General features: G+C 65.7%; 27 protein-coding genes. 13 read left to right on the top strand and 14 right to left on the bottom strand.

What is annotated here, in order from left to right:
• Positions 1–25: 25 nt before the first annotated feature.
• The 5 genes from MUG98_RS07840 to MUG98_RS07820 form a co-directional block, all read right to left on the bottom strand.
• On the bottom strand, positions 26–1,417 hold the full coding sequence (locus MUG98_RS07840; RefSeq protein ID WP_265111581.1) for a permease: 1,392 nt from the start codon (positions 1,415–1,417) through the stop codon (positions 26–28).
• Positions 1,418–1,992: 575 nt separating this feature from the next.
• Positions 1,993–2,415 (bottom strand): universal stress protein, encoded by a 423-nt coding sequence (locus tag MUG98_RS07835; RefSeq protein WP_265111580.1) that lies wholly within the window; start codon positions 2,413–2,415, stop codon positions 1,993–1,995.
• A gap of 324 nt (positions 2,416–2,739) precedes the next feature.
• A complete protein-coding gene (locus MUG98_RS07830) occupies positions 2,740–2,907 on the bottom strand; it encodes a universal stress protein (protein WP_265111579.1) in 168 nt (55 codons plus the stop codon).
• Positions 2,908–3,183: 276 nt separating this feature from the next.
• Positions 3,184–3,780, bottom strand: a complete 597-nt coding sequence (locus tag MUG98_RS07825; protein WP_265111578.1) for a methyltransferase family protein — start codon at positions 3,778–3,780, stop codon at positions 3,184–3,186.
• The gene (locus MUG98_RS07820) at positions 3,777–4,514 is read right to left on the bottom strand and encodes an NAD(P)-dependent oxidoreductase (RefSeq protein ID WP_265111577.1); all 738 of its coding nucleotides are present in this window, start codon (positions 4,512–4,514) and stop codon (positions 3,777–3,779) included. The genes MUG98_RS07825 and MUG98_RS07820 overlap by 4 nt, the downstream gene beginning before the upstream one ends.
• Positions 4,515–4,945: 431 nt before the next feature.
• Here MUG98_RS07820 and MUG98_RS07815 point away from each other — a divergent pair, with 431 nt between their 5' ends.
• Together MUG98_RS07815 and MUG98_RS07810 are read left to right on the top strand one after the other, a co-directional pair.
• Positions 4,946–5,311, top strand: a complete 366-nt coding sequence (locus MUG98_RS07815) for an SHOCT domain-containing protein (protein ID WP_265111576.1) — start codon at positions 4,946–4,948, stop codon at positions 5,309–5,311.
• A gap of 57 nt (positions 5,312–5,368) precedes the next feature.
• Positions 5,369–5,980, top strand: coding sequence for a hypothetical protein (locus MUG98_RS07810; protein ID WP_265111575.1), 612 nt, complete (start codon positions 5,369–5,371; stop codon positions 5,978–5,980).
• Between the two features lie 140 nt (positions 5,981–6,120).
• Here the strand turns inward: MUG98_RS07810 and MUG98_RS07805 are convergent, their stop codons facing one another.
• On the bottom strand, positions 6,121–6,978 hold the full coding sequence (locus tag MUG98_RS07805; RefSeq protein ID WP_265111574.1) for a class I SAM-dependent methyltransferase: 858 nt from the start codon (positions 6,976–6,978) through the stop codon (positions 6,121–6,123).
• A 208-nt stretch (positions 6,979–7,186) separates the two neighbouring features.
• Here MUG98_RS07805 and MUG98_RS07800 point away from each other — a divergent pair, with 208 nt between their 5' ends.
• The 6 genes from MUG98_RS07800 to MUG98_RS07775 all read left to right on the top strand — a co-directional run bounded on the left by MUG98_RS07800 (position 7,187) and on the right by MUG98_RS07775 (position 13,044).
• The gene (locus MUG98_RS07800; protein WP_265112428.1) at positions 7,187–8,074 is read left to right on the top strand and encodes a 1,4-dihydroxy-2-naphthoyl-CoA synthase; all 888 of its coding nucleotides are present in this window, start codon (positions 7,187–7,189) and stop codon (positions 8,072–8,074) included.
• A gap of 96 nt (positions 8,075–8,170) precedes the next feature.
• Positions 8,171–9,115, top strand: coding sequence for a 1,4-dihydroxy-2-naphthoate polyprenyltransferase (locus MUG98_RS07795; protein WP_265111573.1), 945 nt, complete (start codon positions 8,171–8,173; stop codon positions 9,113–9,115).
• The gene (menC, locus tag MUG98_RS07790) at positions 9,112–10,170 is read left to right on the top strand and encodes an o-succinylbenzoate synthase (protein ID WP_265111572.1); all 1,059 of its coding nucleotides are present in this window, start codon (positions 9,112–9,114) and stop codon (positions 10,168–10,170) included. The genes MUG98_RS07795 and menC overlap by 4 nt, the downstream gene beginning before the upstream one ends.
• Positions 10,158–11,771, top strand: coding sequence for a class I adenylate-forming enzyme family protein (locus MUG98_RS07785; RefSeq protein ID WP_425601081.1), 1,614 nt, complete (start codon positions 10,158–10,160; stop codon positions 11,769–11,771). Before menC ends, MUG98_RS07785 begins: the two co-directional genes overlap by 13 nt.
• 79 nt (positions 11,772–11,850) lie before the next feature.
• Entirely contained in the window at positions 11,851–12,621 is a 771-nt protein-coding gene (locus tag MUG98_RS07780) for an NRDE family protein (RefSeq protein ID WP_265111571.1), read from the top strand.
• Between the two features lie 72 nt (positions 12,622–12,693).
• On the top strand, positions 12,694–13,044 hold the full coding sequence (locus MUG98_RS07775) for a helix-turn-helix transcriptional regulator (protein ID WP_265111570.1): 351 nt from the start codon (positions 12,694–12,696) through the stop codon (positions 13,042–13,044).
• Between the two features lie 146 nt (positions 13,045–13,190).
• Here the strand turns inward: MUG98_RS07775 and MUG98_RS07770 are convergent, their stop codons facing one another.
• The 3 genes from MUG98_RS07770 to gatC form a co-directional block, all read right to left on the bottom strand.
• Positions 13,191–13,985, bottom strand: a complete 795-nt coding sequence (locus MUG98_RS07770; RefSeq protein ID WP_265111569.1) for a formate/nitrite transporter family protein — start codon at positions 13,983–13,985, stop codon at positions 13,191–13,193.
• Positions 13,986–14,483: 498 nt separating this feature from the next.
• Complete coding sequence (gene gatA, locus MUG98_RS07765) at positions 14,484–15,758, bottom strand: Asp-tRNA(Asn)/Glu-tRNA(Gln) amidotransferase subunit GatA (RefSeq protein WP_265111568.1); 1,275 nt, start codon at positions 15,756–15,758, stop codon at positions 14,484–14,486.
• A gap of 2 nt (positions 15,759–15,760) precedes the next feature.
• A complete protein-coding gene (gene gatC / locus MUG98_RS07760; RefSeq protein ID WP_265111567.1) occupies positions 15,761–16,039 on the bottom strand; it encodes an Asp-tRNA(Asn)/Glu-tRNA(Gln) amidotransferase subunit GatC in 279 nt (92 codons plus the stop codon).
• A 198-nt stretch (positions 16,040–16,237) separates the two neighbouring features.
• Between gatC and MUG98_RS07755 the strand changes: the two genes are divergently transcribed.
• Both MUG98_RS07755 and MUG98_RS07750 read left to right on the top strand, forming a co-directional pair.
• Positions 16,238–17,215 (top strand): transcription initiation factor IIB, encoded by a 978-nt coding sequence (locus MUG98_RS07755; RefSeq protein WP_265111566.1) that lies wholly within the window; start codon positions 16,238–16,240, stop codon positions 17,213–17,215.
• Positions 17,216–17,339: 124 nt separating this feature from the next.
• The gene (locus tag MUG98_RS07750) at positions 17,340–17,465 is read left to right on the top strand and encodes a hypothetical protein (RefSeq protein WP_265111565.1); all 126 of its coding nucleotides are present in this window, start codon (positions 17,340–17,342) and stop codon (positions 17,463–17,465) included.
• Positions 17,466–17,565: 100 nt separating this feature from the next.
• Here the strand turns inward: MUG98_RS07750 and nirK are convergent, their stop codons facing one another.
• Positions 17,566–18,651 carry a copper-containing nitrite reductase gene (gene nirK / locus MUG98_RS07745; RefSeq protein ID WP_265111564.1) on the bottom strand — a complete coding sequence of 362 codons (1,086 nt, stop codon included), beginning with the start codon at positions 18,649–18,651 and terminating at the stop codon, positions 17,566–17,568.
• Positions 18,652–18,813: 162 nt separating this feature from the next.
• On the opposite strand from nirK, the gene MUG98_RS07740 reads away from it, so the two are divergent.
• Positions 18,814–19,725 carry an alpha/beta fold hydrolase gene (locus tag MUG98_RS07740; RefSeq protein WP_265111563.1) on the top strand — a complete coding sequence of 304 codons (912 nt, stop codon included), beginning with the start codon at positions 18,814–18,816 and terminating at the stop codon, positions 19,723–19,725.
• A gap of 131 nt (positions 19,726–19,856) precedes the next feature.
• Here the strand turns inward: MUG98_RS07740 and MUG98_RS07735 are convergent, their stop codons facing one another.
• From MUG98_RS07735 to MUG98_RS07720, 4 genes are all read right to left on the bottom strand, one after another.
• Complete coding sequence (locus MUG98_RS07735; protein ID WP_265111562.1) at positions 19,857–20,429, bottom strand: hypothetical protein; 573 nt, start codon at positions 20,427–20,429, stop codon at positions 19,857–19,859.
• A gap of 5 nt (positions 20,430–20,434) precedes the next feature.
• The gene (locus tag MUG98_RS07730; protein WP_265111561.1) at positions 20,435–21,331 is read right to left on the bottom strand and encodes an ABC transporter permease; all 897 of its coding nucleotides are present in this window, start codon (positions 21,329–21,331) and stop codon (positions 20,435–20,437) included.
• Positions 21,328–22,284: an ABC transporter ATP-binding protein gene (locus tag MUG98_RS07725; protein WP_265111560.1), complete on the bottom strand. Its 957-nt coding sequence runs from the start codon at positions 22,282–22,284 to the stop codon at positions 21,328–21,330. Before MUG98_RS07725 ends, MUG98_RS07730 begins: the two co-directional genes overlap by 4 nt.
• Positions 22,285–22,477: 193 nt before the next feature.
• Positions 22,478–22,759: a DUF2249 domain-containing protein gene (locus tag MUG98_RS07720; protein WP_265111559.1), complete on the bottom strand. Its 282-nt coding sequence runs from the start codon at positions 22,757–22,759 to the stop codon at positions 22,478–22,480.
• A gap of 345 nt (positions 22,760–23,104) precedes the next feature.
• On the opposite strand from MUG98_RS07720, the gene MUG98_RS07715 reads away from it, so the two are divergent.
• Together MUG98_RS07715 and MUG98_RS07710 are read left to right on the top strand one after the other, a co-directional pair.
• A complete protein-coding gene (locus MUG98_RS07715) occupies positions 23,105–23,548 on the top strand; it encodes a DUF3054 domain-containing protein (RefSeq protein WP_265111558.1) in 444 nt (147 codons plus the stop codon).
• Positions 23,549–23,639: 91 nt separating this feature from the next.
• Positions 23,640–26,117 (top strand): heavy metal translocating P-type ATPase, encoded by a 2,478-nt coding sequence (locus tag MUG98_RS07710; protein ID WP_265111557.1) that lies wholly within the window; start codon positions 23,640–23,642, stop codon positions 26,115–26,117.
• Positions 26,118–26,147 lie beyond the last annotated feature (30 nt).

The following is a 26,147-nucleotide window of genomic DNA, read 5'->3' as shown; positions in this document are numbered from 1 at the left end:
ACCGGGCGAATCCGATTCAGCAATTTCAGTGGTCGCGGTCGGCGTCTGTGACGCGGGGGCCTCCGTGTGCGAACGCCGCCGGATCGGCTTCGAACGATCGTTTGCAGGTGTTCGAGCAGAAGTAGTACGGTTCGCCGTCGTAGATTGCACTCGGCCCGTCGTCGTCGTCGGTCCGCATCCCACAGACGGGGTCCCGGTACTGGCCGGGGGCACCGAGCCCCCGTCGATACACGTACAGCAGGAACCCGGAGAGGGCGAACGCGACGAGATTGAGGTAGAACGTGTAGTCGAGTTCGAAGTACGTCTGCTCGGTCGCGGTCTCACCGGCCGCCAGGTTCGGGACGATTCCGAGGGCGTCGAAGAGCAGTTCCATGACGAACCCGGTGAACGCCATCGTGACGAAGAAGACGCCGAGGATGTACAGCATGACCTTCCAGCCGTAGTACTTCCGATAGACGTTCAACACGGGGATCGTGATGAGGTCCGCGTAGACGAACGCGATGACGCCGGCGAAGCTGATACCGCCGCCCCAGAGGGCGACCGCGAACGGAACGTTACCCATGCTCCCGACGAAGCTGACGACGGCGATCGCGACGCCCATAGTCGCGTTCTCGGCGGTCACCAGCAGACTATCGCCCTGGAGGAAGAGCGTGTTCCAGACCCGCTGTGGGACGAACACGATGACGAATCCCGAGATGAGAAATCCCGCGACGACGTCCGTCCAGATCATCGACCACTCCTTGCGATACTGGTTGCCGAGTTTGTACCAGCCGCCCCACGAACGAAGTTCGTCTCGCCAGCCTCCCCGACTCGCTGCCGCTTGCCGGTAGGTCTCCAAGCACCCCTCGGAACAGAATTTCAGGGTCTCTCCCCCGTCAGTCACGATCGAATACTCGTCTTTCCCTTCCATTCCACAGGTCGGATCTTCCGTGATGCCGTGGTCGTGGTCGTGCTGGTCGAGTTCCGTTCGCACCTCGTCGAACAGCGTTTCTGGGAGCGTGAGATGGACGAGTAGCGCCATGACTGCGATGAGGACGAGTCCGCCGAGCAGCTCCGCGAGGAGGAACTCCCAGCCGAGGAGGATCAGGATCATCAACCCGAGTTCGACGATGAGGTTCGTCGAGGCGAACATGAACGCGAGGAAGTTCACCGCGTGAGCGCCTTTCTTGAAAAGCCCCTTGCCGATAGCGACGGCGCCGAAGCTACAGCCGCTGCTCACCGCCCCGAACAGCGTCGCCCTCGCGAGCCCGGCGAGGTCGCCGTCGCCGAGGACCCGGGCCATCCGCTCCTTGGAGACGTACACCTGCACGAGACTCGTGATCGTGAGCCCCATGACGATCGCCCAGGCTGCCGTCCAGAGGAAGCCGACGCCGATGCGGAGCGATTCGATCACCCCATCGATACCCGCCGCTTGCATAGTTACATCGTCGTCCGACTCGACTATTGCAGTTCTCCTTCGCAAAGTTCGATCTATATCGCACTCTCAACTCGGAATGTGAATTATACCGCTCCGATATTTTGAAAAAGAATGTGGCCTTCGATACAGGGGGACAGCCTTGTTTAGATGATCGTGAAACCGCTCTACAGCTTGTCTCAGGTCAGATCGGCGCGTCATCATTGAGAGTGTTGACCGCTGCCCGAAGCGACGATGGTTCTATATCCTCGATAGAACGGCTGAGACGACGATGTGGTCGAGCCGTACTCCTGTACGACAGATCCATGTCCGAGTCACCTGGATCCACTCAGGCATTTGAGGCTCTGTGGCTATCGAATGTCCGTGTCCAAACACGGCCCGAGGCGCGTATTCAGCACGCTTCGAAGTTCGACCAGCGAGGGGGCGACGGCAGAGCGTGTCCAGTCGAATCTCTGGCGGGAATTACGTTTGTAGCGAGTAGCCAGTTCGACCGTGCGGCGATTTCGTAGTTCGGGAACGAATCCGGATACGTACAACGCTCGGAAGCCGTGGATACCGGTCTGCGTCCTGGCCCAGGTCTAGCGGACTACAGTGACCGGTACTGGAGCCCGTCGAGTAACGTCTTCGGCAACGCTGCCGAGCAAGATACGCGACATCGGTGACCGGCCGTGGCTACCGATGACGATCTGATCGACGTCGTGTTCCTCGGCGTAGGCGACGATCTCGCGCGACGGGTCGCCAACGGTGGTCCGGGTCTCGATCTCCTCGCTGTGCTCCCTGGCAATCTCCTCCGCCTCCTCGAATAGTTCTTCGGCGCGCTCCTCGGCTCGCTCCTGAAGCTTGTCGGCCCCGACTAACGCCCGAGCGCTATAGCTTTCCTCGATGTAGTCGATGACGTACAGGATCGTAAACCGGGCGTCGGGATGCATCGAGAGGGCGTGTTCGAGTGTCTGTTTCGCCATCGGCGAACCATCCATCGGAACGAGGATGTGAACTGTCATGGTCTCGTGTACGGGTTCGTCGGCATTATTTGGCGGCGTGTCGTTCAGAGGTGTGGGACGAGTAGGAGTGCGAACGGTCCGGCGACCAGCAGGATGCCGAATCCGACGAAGAATCGGCGGTCTTCAAGCATTCTGTCCTGTCCGGCATTGATGACCGCGGCGTAGCTCGTAGCCGACGAACACCACTAGCGTGAGCAACATCGCGAGACCGATCACTAGCAGGACGACCGCGACACCTGCCGTCAGATCAACGCCCTGCACCGTCGGCATCGGTGTTCAGCGGTGGCGGCCTCGCAGATCTGGCAAAGTCCCTGGACGCTCACGCTAGCCGTTCGTCAGGATGGGACCGATCGGCCGCCGGACGACCCGTGAGGACAGACTCCGACAAAGTGCTCGTCGACGCCGGCTCAGCCCCGGGGTCGCCATGACGATCATGTCGACCGCGGCCCTGTCCGTTCCGGATTTCCCGTCGGTCGGGATGGTGTCGTCCATTACCCGAACGTCCACCTCGGACAGTAAGTACCCACACTGGGTTCCCACGTACTGGCAGTGAACGACTCCAGCCAACTCGCTTGCGGCTTGTAGCCTTCGTCTTCGACCTGACCGATGCCAGTCGATTGTCGTCATCAATCAGGATCACTACGCGAAGAGGGTTGTCCACGATTCCGACGAGTACACGGTGACGCAGGACGGGATCGGGACGCGGCACTGTCTGGTCCTGTTCGCAACGTTCGTCGATTCGACCGATCCGGACGACGGAGAGACTGTCTAGGGAACGAGATCGCGCCGGGGGAGGCCGACGAACCGTGGCGTCCGCTCGCGATAGCTGTCGTACTCGTCTCCGTACTGCTCCCGTAGCCAGGGCTCTTCGGCGAGCGGTGCTGCGAGGAACCAGACGACGCCGAGCGAGCCGAGAAGGAACGCGTAGAGGGATCCAGAGCAGACGATGAGGCCACCGATTGCGACAACGAACCCGACGTACTGGGGATTCCGGGAGTATCGATACACGCCATCGGTGTACAGTTCCGTGGTCAGGCCACTACTCGTCCGAAGATCGAGCTGTAGCGCTGCGACGATACTGAGTAGGGTTCCCGTGATAACGAGGACGACTCCGACACCGAACGCGATCCTGCCGGGTGTAAAGACGCTCCCTGCGTCGAGATATGCGACGCCCACGAGACACCCGGTGTAGACACTCCAACACAGCCATCCGATCCAGAACGTCCAGTTGCGATCGCCATGCGGCCAGAATCGATACGCCGAGCCCGCGATACTCACACCAAGACCGACGAGGAGAATTCCTGCACTCACGAGCCCAGCGCCGAAGACGATCCAGACGGGGGAACCCGTTTCCACCCCGGTCATGGTCTTCGAATTCGCTGTACGATATCCGGTCGGATGGTGGACAGTTGCCTGGAACGGCAAAGCCGACGAACGATCGCCGTCGTCTGATCCCAGAGGAAGCCGACGTCGACGTCCTGTTGCGTCGTGACGATCGGAGCCCCACGAATATACGAGTCGCGTTCGAGGACCTGGAGCAGGAACTCCGCGACGTCGGCCCGGGAGATCGGTCGCGCACGCGCATCGACGTCGACAGCGTGAATGTACTCCCCGGTTCGCGGACCGTCGGTTAGCCCACCGGGCCGAACGATCGTCCAGTCGAGGTCGCTCTGCATCACGAGTTCTTCCTGGCGGGCTTTGTCTGCCATCAGCCCCTGAAGCACGGTCACGTTCGCGATACGTACGTACCACGGGACGGTGCGCACACTCGAACCGAGCCCCATCGACGTCAGCACGACGAGACGATCGACTGCCCGCTCGTCCATCGCACCGATGACGTGGCCGGTCCCACGAGAGAGAACGTCGCGCGGATTGTTCGGCGTCCGGCCGAGCAGACAGACGACTGCATCGGTCTCTTCGATCGTCCTGGCGACTGGCTCGGGGTCGAGGACGTTCCCCTCGATGGTCGTGATCCGATCCCCCGTCGGGAGTTTTGCCGGAGATCGGGCGAGTGCCCGAATCTCGTGACCGGCCGCGATAGCCTGGGCCGTCAGTCGGCGCCCGGTCCCACCCGTGGCCCCGAAGAGAGCGAGTCTCATCGGAACGCCTGTGCGCCCTCGTGGACGCTTTCTCGATCGGTCGGTCTGTTCATGTGAACCGATACGTCGTGCCGATTCACTGCACTGTTGGATAACCTTCGAAACCGGCGACACCCCTCCTCTCCGCCGATGTCACGTCGAGGATCATTGTCTTCGGTTTCGGGCGACCAGCGGCAAGCCGGACGACGAACAGTCTTCTCGAGCACTGCGTCGCTATTCTCGGACGAGGAGGTTATCCCCTCGGCCGGGTCCGTGATCGAGCGGTAGATACCGCGGACAGGCCAGCAGGGTTTGGATACGAAAATTGGATCCGCATCTAGGCGAGGATATCGGGAGAATGTGGTCGGAAAAACAAAACGATAGAAAGGACAATCGCAATGAACGGTCGGCGTGTAACCTACGATAGCGACGAACCTCACGGAGGATCACGTATGCCAGAAACCACGTCCGACACACGACCCGTCGCGATCGTCCTCGCTATCATCGGCGCTCTCGTCGTCCTCCCGGGGGTCTTCATGGGAGTCGGTATGATGGGATTCGGCCCGGTGATGGGTGGCTGGAGCCACATGTGGGGCGATGGAACGGTACCCGGCTGGATGCTGCTCGCTGGCGTTCTGATGCAGCTCCTGTTCCTCGCCGCGATCGTCGGTGCGGGCTACCTGCTCTATCGGGCGGTTGCCGGACCGGACAGGGGCTCCGATCGAGCACTCGACGAACTCCGCCTCGCGTACGCCCGTGGTGATCTAAGCGACGAGGAGTACGAACAGCGGCGTGACGCGCTCGAGCGAGATGCCTGAACGACACGTCCCGACCGATCGACCCGACCGATGACTGGAACTCGCGGACAGGTTCGCGTGACAGACCCGTTCCCGGGCTGGCTCGATCGGTATACGACGGGCGGACTCTACGCGCTCGTGGCCGGAACGGGGCTCTGTCTCGTCGCACTCGTAACGAATCCGATCCCCGATCCGTCGTTCTCGTGGATGACGCTCCCGTCGTCGATTCGGCTCCCGATTCGGCAACCACGGATCGAACACTGGCCGGTCACATATACGATCGGGATCTGGCTGTGGATCGGCAGCTTTCCGGCCCTGTTTCTGGCAGGGTATCGTCGGTACGGGTCGCGGTCCGGTTTCGGAGCCGAACTGTGGCTCGCGGGGTTGCCGACGCTCGCGATGCTCGGGTGGACGACCTACTGCCGGTTCTTCTGGCCGAAACTCCAGCCACCCACCTGGAACGCTCCCTCGTACACGTTCGCGTGCTGGTTTTACTGCTCTACGTACGACGTCGTCTGGAGCAATATCGCGTATGGGATCGCACTGATCGGCATCGGCGCGACCGCACTCGCCATCCGACGCGATAGCCGAGCGTCCGCGGCGCTCGTCGCGTTCGGGATCCTGGCACTCCCACTCGGACTGCCCGCACTTTTCGAGGGATACCGCCGGATGAGACGAGAGCATCGCTAGACGCCTTACAGACGCCGTTCTCTCCGGAGGACCGGGCACGACGGACGAATCCGTTCGCGGGATGGATCGAACGCGGACGTGCCAGACCGATCGAACGCGGACGTGCCAGACCGATCGAACGCGCCAGCCCGGCGATCGCGTCACGCCCGGCAGATGGCGAGCATGCGCGGCGAGAGATCCGCGATCGATCGATCCGTCCGGAGCAGGTCGTTCACCTCGCGGATCGCGTCGCGATCGGCGGCGGTCAGGTCGTCGAAGTGCGATCGGCGGGTCGCGGCGACGCCTTCGAGTGCGGCGATCGTCTCGACGGTGAGTCCGGCCGTCGAGAGCAGATCTTCGAGTTCGGCCCGCCGGAAGAAGTGACAGTCGAAGAGGGCTGGCTCCACCCCGTGACGGCGGGCGAGTTCGGCCGTGTGATCCTGCTCGCGGACGAGTGCGGGTAACAGCGACGGATCGAGGGCTTCCTCGCCTCTGCCGGCGTACTGGACGGCGATCAGCACGATCCCGAGCAGTCCCATGACGGAGACGAAGACGGGGCCGTCGGGGACCGTCACGCGTTCCAGTTCGCGGGCGGCCCGCCGTCGGTCGGCCGCGTCGAGGACGTGCGAGAGCGGGCCGCCGAGACAGCACGTCGCGTCGACGGTCGCGTCGTCGAACGCGAGGTCGCGGACGTCGCCGTCCACGATCGTGACGGCGTCCGCCACGTCGTGATCCCGGATCTTCTCGCGGGCGATCGCCCGCTGAGTCTCGCTCGGTTCCGCGAGGGTCACCGCGTAGCCCTGTCGTGCGAGCCAGATACTGTACCGGCCGGCGCCGCCCCCGACGTCGAGGACGTGCGGCGCGTCGGATTCTGTTGCGGGCGGCAGGTGCGTCTCGAGTTGCTCTATCGTTCCCTCCCACTCGAGTCGGTGGAAGAAGTCCCGGTCGAGTCGCTCCCACTCGCGCTCGCCGTACTCGTCGTAGTACGATCCCGGCCCCGTTCGATCGGGCTGGTCCATTCGTGTGGCGGTTTCCGACGATGGTACATGACTGTTGTCACGACTGGTCGGCGTCCACGGCGACGGTCCCGAAGACGGCATCGGCGATGCAGACGGCGTCGGCGACCACCACGACGCCGGGGACGAAGATACCGTCACAGTATCGAACTCTCTGGGGGTCGGCGTGGACGCGAATCTATTTCAGGCCCTGCTGACCAAACTGGAGGCAATGGTTTCGGAACTCTTCGACGCGGATCGGTGGGAACCGATCGACGATTTCGACTTTCAGGACCTGACCTATCACCGGGCGGTCGACTCCGGGACGGTCCGGATCGCGTTCGATCGACCCGCGGTCCGAAACGCCTTCCGACCGGGAACGGTGGACGAACTCTACGACGCGCTGGATCACGCCAAACGGCAGACGGACGTCGGCTGTATCCTCCTGACTGGGAACGGTCCCTCGCCGAAGGACGGCGGCTGGGCGTTCTGTTCCGGCGGCGATCAGACCATCCGCGGCGAGGACGGCTACCAGTACGAGGGGGACGAAGAACGAGCCTCGGAGCAGGGTCGGCTCCACATCCTCGAGGTCCAGCGTCTCATCCGCCACGTTCCGAAGGTCGTCGTCTGCGTCGTACCCGGGTGGGCAGTCGGCGGCGGCCACTCCCTGCACGTCGTCTGTGACATGACGTTGGCCAGCGAGGAGCACGCGAAGTTCCTCCAGACAGATCCCGACGTTGCCAGCTACGACGCCGGCTTCGGTTCCGCCTACCTCGCCCGACAGATCGGCCAGAAGAAGGCCCGGGAGGTGTTCTTCCTCGGGAAGACCTATTCAGCAGCGGAGGCCGAAGAAATGGGAATGGTCAACGAGGTCGTTCCCCACGACGAACTCGAGGAGACGGCCCTCGAGTGGGGCGAGCGGATCAACTCGAAGAGTCCGACGGCGATGCGGATGCTCAAGTATGCGTTCAACATGGCCGACGACGGCATGGTCGGCCAGCAGGTGTTCGCCGGCGAGGCGACACGGCTCGGATACATGACCGACGAAGCGAAGGAAGGCCGGGACGCGTTCGTCGAGGGCCGGGACCCGGACTTCGACGACTTCCCGTGGCACTACTGATTCCGGTCGCGCGATCGACGCAGGCGCTCGAGGGGAGTCCGATCGGTCGACCGCAATGCCAACGTTGACACTCTCTCGAGTGGGATACCCGACCAAATGAGCACGGCGGAGGTCGAAATCTCGCGGACGAAGGCGTGGCTGATGGCCGCACGTCCCCAGACGCTGCCGGCGGCGGCAGCGCCCGTGATCGTCGGGACGGGACTCGCGATTCACGAGGGCGTCTTTGCGCCGCTGCCCGCACTACTGGCGTTCGTCGGTGCGGCACTGATCCAGATCGGGACGAACTTCGCGAACGACTACTACGACGCGATCAAGGGAGCCGACACGGACGATCGCGAGGGGTTCACTCGGGTCACCCAGTCCGGACTCATTCCACCCGAACGGGTCAAACTCGCGACGATCGTCACGTTCGGGCTGGCGATCCTCGCGGGGACCTACCTCGTCTACCGCGGGGGGCTCCCGATCCTCGTGATCGGACTCGTGAGCGTGCTGTGTGGCTGGGCGTACACGGGCGGTCCGTACCCGCTCGGCTACCACGGCCTCGGTGATCCCTTCGTGTTCGTCTTCTTCGGGATTGTCGCCGTGACTGGTACGTACTACGTGCAGGCCGCGGCGGTCCTCGCGGAGCCGCTCGCGACGACGATCCCCGAGGGGACGATCACCCGGGAAGCGATCGCCGCCAGCCTTCCGATCGCGAGCCTCTCGACGATGATTCTGGTGGTGAACAACGTTCGGGACAGAGAGACGGACGCCGAGGCTGGCAAGCGAACGCTCGCCGTGCGGTTCGGGTACTTCTGGAGCCGCGTCGAGTACGTCGGGTTGCTCGCGCTGGCCTACGTCACGCCGCTGTGGTTCTGGCTCGCCGCGGGGTTCGGCCCGGAAATCCTGCTCCCGCTGGTGTCGCTGCCCTACGCCGCGCTGATCGCGCGGACGATCTGTACCCGGACCGACGGTGCGGCGCTCAACCCCGCCCTCGAACGGACGGGAAAGCTCCTCGCGCTGTACGCCGTGCTGTTCGCGACCGGACTGGTGATCGTATGAGCCGGACCGAGGACCTCGCACTCGAGTGTCGATCGTTCTCGCTCGCACTCGATCGGCCGCTGGCGACCGCGAACGGGTCGATCGACACTCGCGACGGATTCCTCGTCCGACTCACCGACGCCGACGGGACCGTCGGCTACGGCGAAGCGTCGCCGCTGCCGGGCTGGACTGAATCGCACGCCGACTGTGAGGCAGCCCTCGATCGGGCGCGCGATGCGTTCCGGAACGGGGACGAACGCGACGCACTCGAGGCGGTCGACCGCACGTCCGCGGCCCGGCACGCGGTCACGCTCGCGATCGCCGACCTGAAGGCGACTCAGGAGTCGACGCCGCTCTACCGCTATCTCAGCGAGGGGCCGCTCGTCGGCCGGGTTCCGGTGAACGCGACGATCGGCGACGGCGACCCGGCGGAGACGGCAGCACGAGCGCGCGACGCCGTCGATCGCGGCTTCGACGTCTGCAAAGTGAAAGTCGGTCGGCGGAGCGTCGACGAGGATATCGAGCGAATCCGGCGGGTTCGCGAGGCGGTCGGGTCGGCGGTCGACCTCCGCGCGGACGCGAACGAGGCCTGGACCTTCGAGGAAGCCGAGACCGCGATCGGGGCCTTCGCCGAACTCGGCGTGTCGATCCTCGAACAGCCGCTCCCGGCCGGTGCCCTCGAAGGACACGCCGCCCTCCGGGGGGACGGCGTCGCGATCGCGCTGGACGAAGGGATACTCGAACACGGCGTGGACGCGATCTGCGGGGCCGAGGCAGCGGACGCGGTCGTTCTCAAGCCTATGGCGCTGGGCGGCATCGACGTCGCACGCCAGGTCGCGGCCTGGGTAGCCGAAGTCGAGATCACGCCGCTAGTGACGACGACGATCGACGCCGTCGTCGCCCGGACGGGGGCCGTCCACCTCGCCGCGGCGATCCCCGACGTCCCCGCCTGCGGGCTCGCGACGGCCGAGTTGCTCGCCGCGGACCTCGGTCACGATCCCGTCCTCCTCGAGAACGGGTCGGCGGTCGTCCCGCAGGCGAAAGGCCTCGGCGTCGAGGGGGTGTGGGAGGAGTGATCGGCGGGCCGATCGAGTGGCCGACGCGGGACCTCCTCTCGCACCGCGCGTCGACCACGCCGCAGCGACCCGGCCTGATCGACGACGAAACGGACGAGGCGTGGTCGTTTCGCGAGTTCGATCGTCGCGCCGATCGGGTCGCGAGCAGGTTCGCTCCGCTCGCCGCGGACGGCGAGCGGATCGGCGTGCTGATGAACACCAGGCCGGCATTCGCGCCCGTCTTCTTCGCAGCGATGCGGACGGGATCGACCGTCGTCCCCCTGAACGTCCGCGAGACGGCGGGGGAACTCGCGTCGAAGGTCGAACGCACGGCACCCGGAGCTATCGTCTGCGAGCGAGCGACCGAATCGACTGCCAGCGAGATCGCGCCGGACGACGCGACGGTACTGTCGGTGGACGACCCGATCGACGAACGAACGACGCCGCTGCTGGAGCAGGCCAGCGACGTCGGGGCCGGCGGACCGACGGCCGACGATCCGTCGGCGTCGATCGAGCCCGTCTCGCTCGCACCCGACGAAACGGCGCTCGTCATGTTCACGTCGGGAACTTCGGGCGAGCCGAAAGGGGTCCGACTGACGATCGGCAACCTCGTCGCCAGCGCGACCGCCTCGGCGTTCCGACTCGGCGTCGACCCCGACGACAGGTGGCTGTGCTGTCTCCCGATGTACCACATGGGCGGGCTCGCACCGGTGGTCCGATCGGTGCTGTACGGGACGACGGTCGTCCTCCAGCGATCGTTCGAGTCGTCCGAGACGGCACGCGTCCTCGCGGCGTCCGACTGCACGGGCGTCTCGCTGGTGCCGACGATGTGCAAGCGACTGCTCGACGAGGGCTGGCGTCCCCACGACGGGCTCCGGTTCGTGCTCCTCGGGGGCGCACCCGCGAGGGCCGAGTTACTCGAACGCGCACTCGACGCGGGTGTCCCGGTTTACCCGACCTACGGGATGACCGAGACGGCTTCACAGATCGCGACCGCGACGCCGGACGAGACGCGCGTCCACGGGGGGACCGCGGGCCAGCCGCTGGTCTGTACCGACGTCGCGATCGTCGACGACGACGGAAGACGGCTCGAACCGGGCGAAGCCGGCGAGATCGTCGTTTCCGGTCCGACCGTGACGCCCGGCTACCTCGACGACGACGTGACTGCGACGGCGTTCGGCGATCGCGGACTCCACACGGGCGACGTCGGCTACCGTGACGAAGACGGCCGTCTCTGGGTGCTCAACCGCCGAAGCGATCGAATCGTGACGGGCGGTGAGAACGTCGATCCCGGAGAGGTCGTCGCGGCGCTCCGGAAGGCCCCGGCCGTGGCGGAGGCTGCCGTCGTCGGCCTCGACGACCCGGAATGGGGTGAGCGAGTGGCGGCGCTCGTCGTCCCTGCGGGAGACGGCACCGACGAGCGGTCCGACGAAGACTCGCCGCGAGACGTCGCCCCATCGGGCCTGCTGGACCACTGTGCCGATCGGCTCGCGGGGTTCAAACGGCCGAAGACGATCGCAGTCGTGGACTCGTTGCCCCGCACCGCCTCGGGGACCGTCGATCGTTGGGCCGTCCGGGACCGGCTTCGCGAGGACGGGATCGACGTGGCCGAAGGCGAGTGACTCGGGTCTCCGAAGCCGATCCGGGTTCGTTTCCCGGCCGGAACGAGAGTTAAGACGATCCCGTTCCAATATCCGACCCGTGTGTACACTCACCCTCGCCTGGCAGGTCTTCGACGAGGCGCCGGTGACGGTCGCCGCGAACCGGGACGAAGCGCTCGACCGGGAGTCGATCCCGCCCGGCGTCTACAGTGAAGACCCGCTCGCGATCGCGCCGCGTGACGCCGAAGCCGGCGGCACGTGGATCGGCTACAACGAGCACGGCGTCTTCGCCGGCGTCACGAACCGCTGGAACGACGCCGATCTCGCCGGTGACCGCTCGCGAGGCCTGCTCGTCGCCGACGTCCTCGCGGCCGACTCCGCGGCCGAGGCTGCAGCCGTCGTCGAGGAGACGACGGCGGAGTACGAGTACGAGGGTTTCTACCTCGTCGCCGCCGACGCGTCGGACGCGATCTGGTTCAAGTGGGACGGCGATCTCGTTCGGAGGACCTTCGAACCCGGCGTCCACGTGGTCGTCAACGTCGCTGTCGACGACGACGCGGAGATTCCCCCGATCAGGCAGGACCTGTCGCGCCAGCAGGCAGCCAGCGCCCGTGCGGTCCGACGGGAACTCACGGTCGAACCCGACGAGACCGCGGCGGAGTGGCTCGATCGCGCCGGAGACGTGCTCGGCGACCACGAGTACGGCGTCTGCGTGCACGAGAACGGGTACGGGACCCGATCGTCCTCCCTGATCGCGATCGGCGAGAACACCCGGTACCTGTACGCGCCTGGCCCGCCGTGCGAGACCGAGTACGAGCGGGTCGCTACCGAGCACGACGCCGGCACTGTCGACGGCGAAGGGCACATTTAAGCGGTTCGATCCATCTTAAACACACATGGACGGATTCCTGCCTGTCGCGACGAACACGGAGGGGGGGTCACCGTGAGCGTCTCTGCGATCGAAGCGGAACTCTCCGCGGACGAGCGAGCGGGACTCGAACTGGTCCGCGAGACCGGTGGCATTCACCAGAGTGACTTCTGGAAGGAACTGGACGTCTCCTCGCGCAAGGGGAGTCGGATCGTCGAATCGCTCGTCGAGAAGGAACTCGTCGATCGGGAGGAGACGGTTTACGACGGGCACAACACCTACTACATCACGCCGACCGCCCGCGACCTCGATTTCACCCTCCTGATGGCCGGTGACATGCTCTCGCCGTTCATCGGCGAGGAGGAGGTCGATCCGAACAGCGACGCCTTCTCCCAGTGGATCATGAACCTCGCGTACGAGGAGTAACGGCTCGTCGCGAGCGGCCGACCGAACGTTCTCGAGCGACCGCTTTTCGCTGATCCGTTCCGTTCGCCACCCGTTCGATCGATCGGGGCGGACCGGCGGACCGTCCGCCGGACAGTGCGTTCACGGTCGGTCGATCGGTCGCTCCGCTATCGTGTTTCGTCCGAGGTTCGCGCCCCGTGTACCTGGGCGACGTGGGTGAACGTGATCAGACCGAGTCCGCCGACGAAATTTCCCGCAGTCGAGACGACGATCGTCTCGGACAGCGCTCCGTAGCCGATCTCGGCATCGAAGAGAAGTCCGAAAAAGACGTGGATCGCAGTGACGATGACGTGATCGAACGGTCCGAGGGCCAACAGAAATCCGACGGTGTAGGCCAACGTGATGCGACTCCGGACGCTATTGACGGCCTCCAGAAGGTAGGACAGTAAACTCACGAGCGCGCCCCCCACGATGGCACTCCCGAACATTGCTCGCATCGGCCGGTTGACGATCACCTCGGCGGTCTCCCCCAGCGCGTGTGCCGACCCCGAGGGAAGGACGCCATCGACAGCGAAGACGAGTGCGAAGAGGAACCCGCCGACGAGGTTGAATACGAGAGTGACGGTCCACAGGCGAACGAGCGACGAGAGCATCCACGATCCGGACTGATCGACCGCCTTCGCGGCCGGAGCGACGAAATTCTCGTTGAACAGCTCCGTTCGACCGACGACCAGGAAGACGACGCCGATACCGAACGTGAGTGCGGCCGCGATATGCGCGACGTCACCGAACTGTGGCTCGACCATTGCGTCGACGGCCCCGAGCGCGGCGATGCCGAAGACGATCGTGAAGCCCGCGATGAAACTGGTCGCCGCGAGTTCGAGCAGTGACTGGTTGAGTCGCCGTTCACCTTCGTCGACCGTTCGGTCGAATATCTCGGCAGGATCTGGTGCGACGGGCACGGAACAATTATACTTCGCTGACAGATAAGCGCGGGACATGAATACGCCGTGGCTCCGATGCCCACGACGCCGAGCGGCGGTGCTCTCGAACGATCCCTCCTCACTCACATCGGGCGCGAGAGAACGATGCGGTGACGAATCGATCGCGGTGTCCGGACTCAGAAAGCGAGTTCCGGTGATGGACGGTCGTCGATGTCGCTGCGTGGGGGCGAATCGCTCGATCAGAACGAGCGACTCCCGATCCCGGTTGTAGTAGAAACCGTCGCCGTCGATGACCTCGATCAGTCGCCTGTGGACCTTTCGAGCAGCACGTTCCTCGTCGGGATCGGATGGTGCAGACCGCGCACGTTCGTCCTTCCGTCCGATCTTCGCGAACGCCCTCTCCAGTGGGGCGTCCGCCGTGGAAATCGGTCGCACCGGTGTCAGAACACCGTCTCCGATCGGGCCGGTCCGGTGCGACGACCGGTCTCCGGTCAGGCACTGTCCTGGCCGCCCGGATCAGGCCACCGCGCTGGCCGCCCGGATCAGGCGTTGTTCACCGAACGCGGGGCCGACGAGTTGCAACCCGACGGGGAGGCCGTCGGTCTCGCCCGCAGGGACCGAGATCGCGGGCAGATCGGCGAGGTTGACCGGAACCGTGTTCGCGTCTGCGAGGTACATCTGCAGCGGATCGTCGAGGCTCTCCCCGAGTTCGAACGGCGGCACCGGCATCGTCGGCGACGCGAGGACGTCGGCGTCGGAGAGCGCCTCGTCGAAGTCCTGCTTGACCCACGCGCGGGCGTCCTGGGCCTTCTTGTAGTACTTGTCGTGGTAGCCGGCCGAGAGGGCGTAGGTGCCAAGGAGGATGCGGCGCTTGACCTCGTCGCCGAACCCTTCCTTGCGCGCCTGCGAGAACGCCTCGTTCCAGTTGCCGTCGGCGTCGGCGTCGTGGCCGTACCGGACGCCGTCGAACCGGGCGAGGTTCGAGGACGCTTCCGACATCGCGATCACGTAGTAGGCCTCCACGGCGTGTTCGATCGACGGGAGGCTGACCTCGTGGTAGTCGGCCCCGCGGTCCTCGAGGTCGGCGATCGCGTCCCAGAACGTCTCGACGACGCCCTCGTGGGCGCCGTCGAGCAGTTCGGTCGGCACGCCGATCTGCAGGCCGTCGACGTCGCCGGTGGCGGCGTCGGCGTAAGTTTCGTTTGTCTCGAGCGGGGACTCGCGAGTCGTCGCGTCCCGATCGTCGCTCCCGGCGATCACGTCGAGCAGCGCGGCGGCGTCCTCGACGCTGGTCGCGAAGGGGCCGATCTGCTCTAAGCTGTTTCCGTAGGCGACGAGCCCGTACCGCGAAACCAGTCCGTAGGTCGGTTTGATGCCCACGACGCCGCAGAAGGCGGCGGGACAGCGAACCGAGCCACCCGTGTCAGAGCCGAGCGCGAGGTCGGCCTCGCCGGCGGCGACGGCGGCCGCCGAACCGCCGGAGGATCCCCCCGGGACGCGGCCCGGGGCGGCCGGATTCTCCGTCGATCCGAAATACGACGTCTCGGTGGTCGATCCCATCCCGAACTCGTCCATGTTCGCCTTCCCGACGATCGTCCCGCCGGCGGCTTTCACCCGCTCGACGACCGTGGCGTCGTAGGGCGGGACGTACTCCTCGAGCATCTTCGAGCCACAGGTGGTCCGGACGCCTTTGGTCGATATGTTGTCCTTGACGGCGACGGTCTTCCCGGCCAGCGGGCCGTCGTCGTCGCCCTCGATTCGCTCCTCGGTGATGAAGATGTTCGCCGACATGATCAGGAAACGTTCGGCCCCTTGAAGTAGCCGTCCTCCGTCTCGGGCGCGTTCCGGAGCGCGTCCTCCCTGTCCAGCGAGTCGCGCTCCTCGTCCGGCCGCATCACGTTCGAAAGCGTCGCCTCGCGATCGACCTCCGGCACCTCGTCTAGCGTTTCGAAGTACTCGAGGATGGCCGCGAACTGCCCCGTGAACTGGTCGACCTCCGCGTCCGTGAGGTCGACGCGGGCGAGTTCCGCGACGTGGCGGACCTCCTCGGCACTGACGGCGTCGTCGCTCATACCCAATCCCACCGGCCTCCGGAGAGTAAGGGTTTCGATACCGTCGGGACGGGACTGCCCCCGAACCGGCCGCCGTTGGCGATCACAGTGTGTCATTCATCCGTCCGTACGATCGAAGTATTTAAGTGCTGACGAGTCATTACTCGTTCTCACGCTAGAGCGTTTTCCATCGAGCGTTCCGACTGGTTCCCCAACACAATGACAGATTCCACCACCCGAACGCGGAGCGATGAGCGACGCCAGGGTGAGACCGAACCGGCGCGCGAGCAGGTCGACGAGCAGGAGCAGTGTCCGGAGTGTGGTGGCCGACTCGTCTCGGACGCCGAACACGCCGAAACCGTCTGTGAAGACTGTGGTCTCGTCGTCGACGAAGGTGAGATCGACCGCGGGCCGGAGTGGCGCGCGTTCGACGCCGCCGAGAAGGACGAGAAGTCCCGCGTCGGGGCCCCGACGACGAACATGATGCACGACCAGGGGCTCTCGACGAACATCGGCTGGCAGGACAAAGACGCCTACGGGAAGTCGCTGAGTTCCCGCCAGCGCCAGAAGATGCAGCGCCTGCGCACCTGGAACGAGCGGTTCCGCACCCGCGACTCCAAGGAGCGCAACCTCAAGCAGGCCCTCGGCGAGATCGATCGGATGGCCAGCGCGCTCGGCCTCCCCGAGAACGTCCGCGAGACCGCCAGTGTCATCTATCGCCGCGCGCTCAAGGAGGACCTGCTGCCGGGCCGATCGATCGAGGGCGTCGCCACCGCATCGCTGTACGCCGCCGCTCGGCAGGCCGGCACGCCCCGGAGCCTCGACGAAATTTCGGCCGTTAGCCGCGTCGAGAAAGACGAGGTCGCCCGCACGTACCGATACGTGATCCGCGAACTCGGACTCGAGGTCAAGCCGGCCGATCCCGAGAGCTACGTCCCCCGCTTCGCGAGCGATCTCGACCTCTCCGACGAGACCGAGCGACGCGCACGAGGGCTCCTGCAGACGGCCAAGGAGAACGGCGTTCACTCGGGGAAGTCACCGGTCGGCCTCGCCGCCGCGGCGGTCTACGCCGGGGCTCTCCTGACGAACGAGAAGGTCACCCAGAACGACGTCAGCGAGGTCGCGAGCATTTCGGAGGTTACCATCCGCAATCGTTATCACGAACTGCTCGAAGCCGAAGAAGGCACACCCGCCTGAGAGACGTTCCTGCCGGAATCGGCCGTTTTAACGGCCTCCCGTGTCCGTTCTAATCCGACACTTACTGCACCAGCAGCGAGCTAATGGGTGCATAGTCAAACCCTTCGACGTGGGGTGAGCGAGTATGAACTGCGATAACTGTCGAGCGGACGAGGTCGCGTACACGCTCACGACCCACGTCGATGCCGACGGTGAGGAGCAGATCGATCTGCACTTCTGTTCGACCGACTGCCTCCGGGTCTGGACGTAGTCGAGAGCCGCCCAACTGAAGCGGCCAGGTCACCTCACGACGGTCAACCGTCCGACTCCGGCGACGGTCGGCGAAACCGCGCCGGGAGACGCCGATCGCGTTACGGTTCCTCGTCGTAGACGTCGGGATTCTCCTCGCCGGCGACGTCGACGACGGCGAGCGCGCCCTTGTGGACGACGCGACTGAGCGCGTGGTCGACGATTTTGACCGGGCCGGGGACGGGGAACTCCATCTCGCCGGCCGTGGTCGTTCCAGGTGCCACCGGGGCCGTCTCGATGTTCTGGTCGGGTTCGGAGAGCAGGTCCCCGTCACGGTAGTAGTTGCTCCAGACGTTGCCGATCGGGTGGAGCGAACTCAGGAGGTTCGGACCGCCGTTGGCGAAGTACACCCGCGCAGTTTCGCCGACCTCGGCTTCCATCGGCCCGACGCCGTCCTCGGTGAAGCCGTAGGCCTGGCCGTTGAACACCACGTAGGTGGGGTTTTCCTCCATCACCGCGTCGAAGTCGAAGCTGTGGTGTCCTTCCTCGCCGACCTCGCCGTCGGTGTAGATCTCGTGCTGGCCGAGGTAGAACTCGTTGTCGACCTCGGGGAGTCCGTCTTCGGGCTCGACGAGGATCGAGCCGAACATGCCGGCGCTGATGTGCTGGTCCATGTTCGGGACCGCACAGTGGTAGATGAACGCGCCGGCGTACTCGGCCGTGAAGGCGATCTCCGCGGCGTCGTCTCCTGGTGCGATCGTCGTCGCCTCTGCCCCGCCGCCGGGGCCGTAGACCGCGTGGAAGTCCATGTTGTGCATGGCCATGTTGGAGTCCTCCGGAACCTCGAACCGGAGGGTGACCCGATCGCCCTGGCGGACCCGGATCATCGGACCGGGGACCTGCCCCTCGAAGGTCATGAAGTCGAACGTGACGCCGGGTTCGATCTCGGCGGTTACGTCCTGGGCCCGGATGGTGACGTCGTGTTCGCGGGGCTCGTCCCAGTCGACCGGGTCCGGAATGTCGGTCGGATCGCGAGCGATCCGGTCGACGTCCACAGTCTTCGCCGCGGGCAGTCCCTCCTCGTCCTCGGTCTCGGTGCTGTTCTCCGACGCGCCGACGTCACTGCCGACACACCCGGCGATCGCGACTGTGCCGGTTGCGCCGATCGCCTGTATGAACCGCCGTCGACTTGCTGTGGTCTGGGTCATTGTACTTCTCCTCGGTTCTATCTATTCCCTGTACCCGTTCAGTCCCCTCGGCGATTCCCTCGGAGAAAGAAAACCCCGGAACATGTTCGGCGGCGGAGCTACGGTGAGAGGCGGTGCGAACGCTGCCCGGTATTGAAATCGCGTCGCGTGCAATACCTCCGTATGGGTTCGACGCCCCTTTCGGCTGGGACCGACGCGTCGTTGCTGTCGGCGCTCGACGTCGAGTCGACGTACCGAACCGTCAACGGCGTTCGACTCCACGTCGTGGCGGCCGGCGACGAGGACGATCCGCTCGTCGTCTTGCTCCACGGGTTCCCCGAGTTCTGGTACGGCTGGCGAACCCAGATCGAACCGCTGGTCGAGGCCGGCTTCCGCGTCCTCGTCCCCGACCAGCGGGGATACAACCTGAGCGAGAAACCGGGATCCGTCCGGGCGTACCAGCAACGTACCGTCGCGCGAGACGTCGTCGAACTCGTCGACACCGAGGGGCACGAGTCGGCCCATGTCGTCGGCCACGACTGGGGCGGTGCCGTCGCCTGGGATCTCGGGCTTCGCTCTCCGGACGTCGTCGATCGACTCGCGATCGTCAACGCGCCGCATCCGGCGGCCTACCGCGAGCAACTGCGATCGAACCCGGAGCAGTTGCGGCGAAGCTGGTACGCGATGGCCTTCCAGCTTCCCGTACTGCCGGAATTCGCCTGTCGAGTGGCCGATTTCGCCGTTCTCGAACGGGCACTCCGCGAGACGTCCGCGCCAGGGACGTTCCCCGACGAGGTGCTAGCTCACTACCGTCGAGCCTGGGGTCAGGACGGTGCGCTCACCGGAATGCTCAACTGGTACCGGGCCGCCGCCCGGTACCCGCCGCGTCCGTTACGGGAGCGCGTCACAGCGCCGACGCTCGTCGTCTGGGGCGAAGACGACACCGCACTCGTTCCGGAACTGGCCGTCGAGGGCCACCGATACTGTGACGACGGTCGCCTCGAACTCCTGCCCCAGACGAGCCACTGGGTCCAGCACGAACGGCCGGAACGGCTGACCGAACTGCTCGTCGCGCACTTGGACGAGACGAACTGACGCGCCCGGTGATCGCCACGAGTCGTCCCATCGAATCAGAACCGGATGTCACGAGCCAAACCGCGATCTGAAACCGACTCGTCGCTGTAAAACAGGCAAGGAGATTCTGCGTGATCTCCTGCAAATGACGGTCACTTCGAGGACAGCAGGTACCCACCGATACCGAACGAGAGGACCGCGAGTAGCGCCGCGACGAGACGGACTAACTGCGGCGTCGCACCGAGCGGTGGCGGCCCCTTCGAAATCTCCATGAGATCGTATCGCTTCACCTGTTCGCGGTGCGGTTCGGCCTCTTCATCGTTCTCCTCCGGGACCCGGTCGAACGGTTCGTCCGCCGGCGGGATGTCGGCATCCTCGGGGCGTTCGATAGCAACGACGCCGTGGCGCCCCTCTGGATCCTCTTCCCTGACCTGTTGACGTTCTGCACCGGTCAGATAGTCGAATTCTGGTGCGCCCTGTGATGGCGGGACGCGGTACTCGCCACCGGTTTCGAGCGTTTCGACGTACAGTTCCTGTCCCCGATCGGAGAGATTCCCGTAGTGGATGATCTCGATCCCTTGCTCTTCGAGTTGTTCGCGGCCGTCGAAGGTGACAGCCGTGGTGTCGTGACTCAACTCCGCCTGTACCGGGAAGAGAGCCGGGACGGTAAAGAGGAGGAGTGCGAGGACGACCAGTGCCGTACCGAGTTGGTTGCGTCGGATCATCGGAATCACTCCAGATCAGCTCGCTCGAACGCCCAGTACCCCACGAGCAACGGGACGACGAGCCAGAGCGCCAGAATGACGAGTGAGAACTCGTCGGTCAGGTAGAACGGGAGGTCGAGGTCGACCTCGGTAGCGCCTCTCCCCACGTTCGCGGCGGCGTCGACGTTTCTCGCGCTGTCCCGGAACAACCGCTGTTCCAGCCCGTCGGGGACCACGAGATTTATCGCTTTTCGATACGCGAGGTATGGACTCGTGTACTGGACGGCGTTGTAGAGATCGGGGTTGCTCTCCATGCCGAGGATAGACGCGTGAATCCCTCGAACGATGGTTTTGACCTGGATCACGGGGAATACGTAGAGAATGACGAGAACGAAATACGACGCGAGCGCTCCGGCGATCGCGCGGCTTCGAGAGGCTGCTGCGGCCGACATCGAGACGGCGATGCTGACGAACACCGAGCCGTAGACGATCGTCATCAGGAGCGTGCCCAAGACGACGCCGACGGGGAAGGCACCGTGTTTCGTCAGTGACACACTGCTGGCGGCGATAAACATGAAGACGACACCCGAAGCGACGATGCCGATACGGCTCAGGAGCTTTCCAGCGAAAACGTCACGTCTCGTATTCGGCAAGGAGAGCAGGAACTTGATCCCGCCACTTTCTCGTTCCCCGGCGATGGCGAGGTAACTCCCAGTCAGCGCGACGATGGGGAGCAATACTGCCAGCACCTGTGTTATCATCTGAAACAGCCCCTGGACGGCTTCTGCATCGGTTTGCCTGTGGCCCTGGTTGACGTAAGCCAGTAACACGGCGATCAATCCGAGCAGGGTTGCCGCAGTCCAGAGCGTTCGCGACCGCCGTGCCCCAGTAAAATCCTTCTTCGCGACAGTGCGCAGGCTCATACCGACACCTCCTGAGAGCGACCGTCTACCTCCCCGTCGGCCATCCCGTCGCGCCCACCGCCGGTATACTGGTTGAACAGGTCTTCGAGCGACGTCTCGTCGACGAAGATGTCCACGACGTCGGCTCGCTCGTCGACGCATCGAACCACGTCGGCCTTGGCCGCTGGATCCGTACAGTATGCGGTCAGCGTCGTCTCCTCGACGACCACCTCGGCGACGCCGTCGATCGCCTCGACACCCTCTGCCGCCGGTGCCACCGCACACTCGAGTTCGATGCTCGCGCGGCCGCCCGCCTTCTCCCGCAGATCCGAGATCGTATCCATAGCGACGAGTTCGCCCTCGCTCATGACGCCGACTCGATCGCAGACGGCCTCGACCTCGGAGAGGAGGTGACTCGAAAAGAAGACGGTCGTCCCGTCGTCGGCCCGATCACGGATTATCGATCGCATGCGCTGGATGCCGTTGGGATCGAGTCCTGCCGACGGTTCGTCGAGGACGAGGAGGTCGGGATCGTCGATCAGGGCCATCCCGAAGGCGAGACGCTGTTGCATTCCCGTGGAATAGCTGGCAGCCGTCCGGTCCGCGTCCTCGCGGATCCCGACGGTCTCGAGTATCTCGTCGGGATCGTCGTCGGCAGCCTTCGTTTCGATAGCCCACTCGACGTACTCGCGGCCGGTCAGATAGTCGTCGAACGCGTATCCTTCCGGTAGGACGCCGATGCGCTCCCGGATCGTGGCGGCTTCCGTCTGGGCGTCCATCCCGAGGACCCGAGCTGAGCCCGCCGTCGGCCTGATGAAATCGAGCAACATATTGATCGTCGTCGACTTCCCGGCGCCATTGGGCCCGAGAAAGCCGAAGATCTCACCGGCTTCGATGGTGAGATCGAGGTCGTCGACGGCGACGACGTCGTTGCCGAATCGTTTCGTCAATCCGTTCGTCTGGATGGAGGGCATAAGTCTGTCTCTACTAGACTAGTAGACAGATATAGTATCTAAGGTCTTTCCCATTCAATTAGCTCGCGTATCTGGCCGACGGTCCTCGATGAATGATGACGGTAGCGCAGCAGCTACCGTGGCGGAGAACACCAGTACCGGGCGCGGGGAGCGACACTCTCGCTTGCGAATCCGATCGGGTGTACTACGCTGTTCAGCGGGTCTCCTCGAAGTCCTCCTGCCAGATGACAGTCACGACTTCGTCGTCCAGGTCGACGGTCTCGTAGGCGTAGCCGCGGTCGTCGAGTTTCGGGTAGAGGAACTGCGGCGCGCGATCGTTGCGCTGGACCAGGACCGTCTCGGCGTCGAGGTCGGCGAGCGTCTCGAGCGTCTCCTTCAGCGGTTCCGGCGGCCCGAGCGTGCGGACGTCGATCACCTCGGGCGGGCGATCGGACGGTGCGTCGGTGCGGTCGATGACGGACGAGGGTGACTGCATACGTATTAGTACGGGTTCGGACGGCCTGTGTCTCGTCCCGGACGTGTTCGGGACGGATCCCGATAGCTAAGACAGTAGCCAAGAGAGGCTCGGACACGGCCAGCGATCGCCGTCAGTTGTCGACGTTTCGGTGACTCCCCGGCTACGAATCCGGAGTGAACGGTCGGACCGGGAGTCCGCCGAACTCGTTCGGGAGCAAATCCGCATACGTGGCGCGCGTCCACTCGACCGAACGTCACCGTGGGGCGCCGGCGCCGAGGCGCGCTTCATCGCGTCTCCCGTCCCGTCGATCGGTCTCCTGTCCCTCGGTCGGACACGACGCGCGGTGACCGAGTCCCGAGAACCATGGTCGAATCTCACTCGCGTCCGGAGTCGGTCGGTCGAGTCGCTTCCGTACCGCTGGTCGTTACCCTCGCCGTCGCCGATACACTCGTCGTCACGGCGTTCGTCGGCACCGGCCTGTACAGCCACGGCATGGCCCCCTGGGAGTTCCCGGTCCACACCCTCCGTACCGCGATCCCGTTCCTGATCGGGTGGGGAATCGTCGCCGCGCTCTTCGGTGCGTATCGCGGCCGGGTACTCGGCTCGGCCCGACGGACGGTGGCCATCGTCGGCCTCACGTGGATCGTCGCGTCGCTGCTCGGCGGCGCGATCCGCTCGTCGTCCGTTTTCCCCGGCGGTGCGCCTCCGGAGTTCCTGCTCGTCAACGCCGCCCTCGGGCTCTGGTTCGTCGTCCCGTGGCGCCTCGCAGTGACCCGCGGCCTCCGCGGACGGCGGGGTCGACCGTGACGCGCGATCGATTCGAGCGGTCGGTCGTCGGTCGGGGTGAACGTGTTCGGCACCACGGCTACCCGGCGCGTCGACGAGTACCCACCGTGGAATGAGTTCCTGCTCGCTCTGTGGCCTCCCGACGCCGGAGTCGCCGGTGACCGCGGCGGACGTCGAGGGGAGTTTCTGCTGTCGGGGCTGTCTCGAGGTGAGCGCGACGCTGGAGACGGTCGACGACGTCGATCGCGAGCGCGTCGTCGATCGGGCGGCGGAGACCGCCGATCGGGAGGTACCCGACGGGAAAGCGGAGGCGTTCCTCGCGGTCGACGGGATGCACTGTTCGACCTGCGAGGGGTTCGTCTCCCTGCTGGGCGAGGGTGAAGACGGAATCGAGACCGTCGAGGCGAGCTACGCGACGGACACCGCTCGCGTCGTCTACGATCCCGATCGGCTGGCGGAGCCCGACCTTCCGGCCGTCATCTCGGGCTACGGCTACGAGGCACGGGTCCGCGACGGCGACGGACACGACGCGCGTGCCGACGAGGACCTCGTCCAGCGGCTGCTGGTCGGCGGGTTCCTGGCGATGCTCGTCATGCCGTGGTACCTGTTCTACCTCTACCCGAGCTACGTCGGGATCGAGACGGGTATTCTCTCGGTCGACGCGACCTCGCCGCTCGGAACCACCCTCCCGTTCGCGATGATCGGGCTGTTCGCCGGCGGCGTGCTGTTCTACACCGGCTATCCCGTCCTCCGCGGCGCGTACGTGAGCCTGCGGGTCGGCCAGCCGAACATGGATCTCCTGATCGCGATCGCGGCGACGTCGGCCTACGCCTACAGCACGGTCGCGCTGGTGACGGGCAGTACCCACCTCTACTACGACGTCACCGTCGCCGTGATCATGATCGTCAGCCTCGGTACCTACTACGAGCGCCGGATCAAGCGCCGGGCGACCGACCTGCTCGCGGACGTGACCGCCGCGCAGGTCCGCGAGGCGACCCGCCGAAACGCCGACGGGACCGGGACCGAGACGGTGCCGGTCGATCGGCTCGCGCCGGGCGACGAGGTCCTCGTCAGGCCCGGCGAGCGGATTCCCGTCGACGGCACGGTACTCGACGGGGCGGCGGCCGTCGACGAGTCCGTGCTCACCGGGGAATCCCTGCCGGTCACGAAGCGGCCGGGCGATAGCGTCGTCGGCGGGTCGATCGTGACCGACAGCGCGCTCGTCGTCGCGGTCGGCGAGGACGCCGAGAGCACGCTCGATCGCATCGCGACGCTCATGTGGGAGATCCAGAGCGCGACGCCGGGGGTCCAGCGGCTGGCGGACCGCCTCGCGACGATCTTCGTCCCGTTCGTCCTGGCGCTCGCGGTCGTCGTCACGGGCTGGCGACTCGCGACGGGGACGCCGGTCGCGGACGCGGTGCTGACCGGGCTGACGGTGCTCGTCGTCTCCTGTCCCTGCGCGATGGGGCTGGCGACGCCGCTGGCGGTCGCCTCCGGCCTTCGCGACGCCCTGGAGCGCGGAATCGTCGTCGCGAACGCAACCCTGTTCGAGTCGGCGCCGGCCGTCGAGACGATCGTCTTCGACAAGACCGGCACGCTGACGGCGGGCGAGATGACGGTGCTCGAGGTCCACGGGGACGCCGCCGCGATCGAACCCGCCGCGGCCGTCGAGCGCCGATCCGAACACCCCGTCGCCGACGCGATCGTGGCGCACGCGGCGGCCTACGACGCGAACGGAGATCGAATCACTGCCGACGGCGGCCGTCTCGAACCCTCGGCCGACGACGGGGGAACCGCAGGCGAGTGCACCCTCGAGGTGACCGACTTCGAACGCCACCCTGGCGAGGGCGTGAGCGCGACGATCGAGGGGGCGTGGTACAGCGGCGGCGACGAACCCCGCGACGGCGATCGCGTCGTCGTCGGGACGTCCGCACTCGTCGAGCGGCTCGTCGGGCCGTTGCCGGACGACCTCGAATCGGCCGTTGCGGATGCTCGGTCCCGGGGCCGACTCCCCGTCGCGATCGGATACGGCGGACGAGCGCGGGCCGTCGCCGTCGTCGGCGATCGGACGCGATCGGAGTGGCGATCGGTCCTCGAGTCCGTTTCCGATCGCGAGGTGGTCGTACTGACCGGCGACGACGAGGCCGCGACGGCGACCTTCCGCGAGCATCCGGCGGTCGATCGCGTCTTCGCGGGCGTCCCGCCCGACGGAAAGGTCGAGACCGTCCGGCGCCTCTCCCGGGAAGGGGTGACGGCGATGGTCGGCGACGGGACGAACGACGCCCCGGCGCTGGCCGCGGCCGACGTCGGGATCGCGCTCGGGAGCGGGACGGCCCGCGCGACCGACGCCGCCGACGCGGTCGTGACCGCGAGCGACCTCCGCGCCGTCCGCTCCGTTTTCGATCTCGCCGCGGCCACCCGACGGCGCATCCGCGAGAACGTCGGCTGGGCGCTGCTGTACAACGCCGTCGCGATCCCGCTGGCCGCGGCGGGCCTGATCAACCCGCTCTTCGCGGCCGTCGCGATGGCGACCAGCAGCGCGATCGTCGTCGCCAACTCCTCGCGGTCGGTGCTTGACGACGATCGGTGAGGCCAGATCGATCGAGGCCCCGGGTAGTGT

The organism is Halosolutus halophilus (genome assembly GCF_022869805.1).
Lineage (GTDB): Archaea > Halobacteriota > Halobacteria > Halobacteriales > Natrialbaceae > Halosolutus > Halosolutus halophilus.
Note: the sequence above shows the minus strand (reverse complement) of the source record. Positions and strands in the feature narration are given on the sequence as shown.

What these genes read in the sequence shown, in the direction of transcription:
- MUG98_RS07840 (WP_265111581.1), bottom strand. Translation starts at nt 1,417, where the DNA reads ATGCAAGCGGCGGGTATCGATGGGGTGATCGAATCGCTCCGCATCGGC.
- MUG98_RS07835 (WP_265111580.1), bottom strand. Translation starts at nt 2,415, where the DNA reads ATGACAGTTCACATCCTCGTTCCGATGGATGGTTCGCCGATGGCGAAA.
- MUG98_RS07830 (WP_265111579.1), bottom strand. Translation starts at nt 2,907, where the DNA reads ATGGACGACACCATCCCGACCGACGGGAAATCCGGAACGGACAGGGCC.
- MUG98_RS07825 (WP_265111578.1), bottom strand. Translation starts at nt 3,780, where the DNA reads ATGACCGGGGTGGAAACGGGTTCCCCCGTCTGGATCGTCTTCGGCGCT.
- MUG98_RS07820 (WP_265111577.1), bottom strand. Translation starts at nt 4,514, where the DNA reads ATGAGACTCGCTCTCTTCGGGGCCACGGGTGGGACCGGGCGCCGACTG.
- MUG98_RS07815 (WP_265111576.1), top strand. Translation starts at nt 4,946, where the DNA reads ATGCCAGAAACCACGTCCGACACACGACCCGTCGCGATCGTCCTCGCT.
- MUG98_RS07805 (WP_265111574.1), bottom strand. Translation starts at nt 6,978, where the DNA reads ATGGACCAGCCCGATCGAACGGGGCCGGGATCGTACTACGACGAGTAC.
- MUG98_RS07800 (WP_265112428.1), top strand. Translation starts at nt 7,187, where the DNA reads ATGGTTTCGGAACTCTTCGACGCGGATCGGTGGGAACCGATCGACGAT.
- MUG98_RS07795 (WP_265111573.1), top strand. Translation starts at nt 8,171, where the DNA reads ATGAGCACGGCGGAGGTCGAAATCTCGCGGACGAAGGCGTGGCTGATG.
- menC (WP_265111572.1), top strand. Translation starts at nt 9,112, where the DNA reads ATGAGCCGGACCGAGGACCTCGCACTCGAGTGTCGATCGTTCTCGCTC.
- gatA (WP_265111568.1), bottom strand. Translation starts at nt 15,758, where the DNA reads ATGTCGGCGAACATCTTCATCACCGAGGAGCGAATCGAGGGCGACGAC.
- gatC (WP_265111567.1), bottom strand. Translation starts at nt 16,039, where the DNA reads ATGAGCGACGACGCCGTCAGTGCCGAGGAGGTCCGCCACGTCGCGGAA.
- MUG98_RS07755 (WP_265111566.1), top strand. Translation starts at nt 16,238, where the DNA reads ATGACAGATTCCACCACCCGAACGCGGAGCGATGAGCGACGCCAGGGT.
- MUG98_RS07750 (WP_265111565.1), top strand. Translation starts at nt 17,340, where the DNA reads ATGAACTGCGATAACTGTCGAGCGGACGAGGTCGCGTACACGCTCACG.
- nirK (WP_265111564.1), bottom strand. Translation starts at nt 18,651, where the DNA reads ATGACCCAGACCACAGCAAGTCGACGGCGGTTCATACAGGCGATCGGC.
- MUG98_RS07740 (WP_265111563.1), top strand. Translation starts at nt 18,814, where the DNA reads ATGGGTTCGACGCCCCTTTCGGCTGGGACCGACGCGTCGTTGCTGTCG.
- MUG98_RS07735 (WP_265111562.1), bottom strand. Translation starts at nt 20,429, where the DNA reads ATGATCCGACGCAACCAACTCGGTACGGCACTGGTCGTCCTCGCACTC.
- MUG98_RS07730 (WP_265111561.1), bottom strand. Translation starts at nt 21,331, where the DNA reads ATGAGCCTGCGCACTGTCGCGAAGAAGGATTTTACTGGGGCACGGCGG.
- MUG98_RS07725 (WP_265111560.1), bottom strand. Translation starts at nt 22,284, where the DNA reads ATGCCCTCCATCCAGACGAACGGATTGACGAAACGATTCGGCAACGAC.
- MUG98_RS07720 (WP_265111559.1), bottom strand. Translation starts at nt 22,759, where the DNA reads ATGCAGTCACCCTCGTCCGTCATCGACCGCACCGACGCACCGTCCGAT.
- MUG98_RS07715 (WP_265111558.1), top strand. Translation starts at nt 23,105, where the DNA reads ATGGTCGAATCTCACTCGCGTCCGGAGTCGGTCGGTCGAGTCGCTTCC.
- MUG98_RS07710 (WP_265111557.1), top strand. Translation starts at nt 23,640, where the DNA reads ATGAGTTCCTGCTCGCTCTGTGGCCTCCCGACGCCGGAGTCGCCGGTG.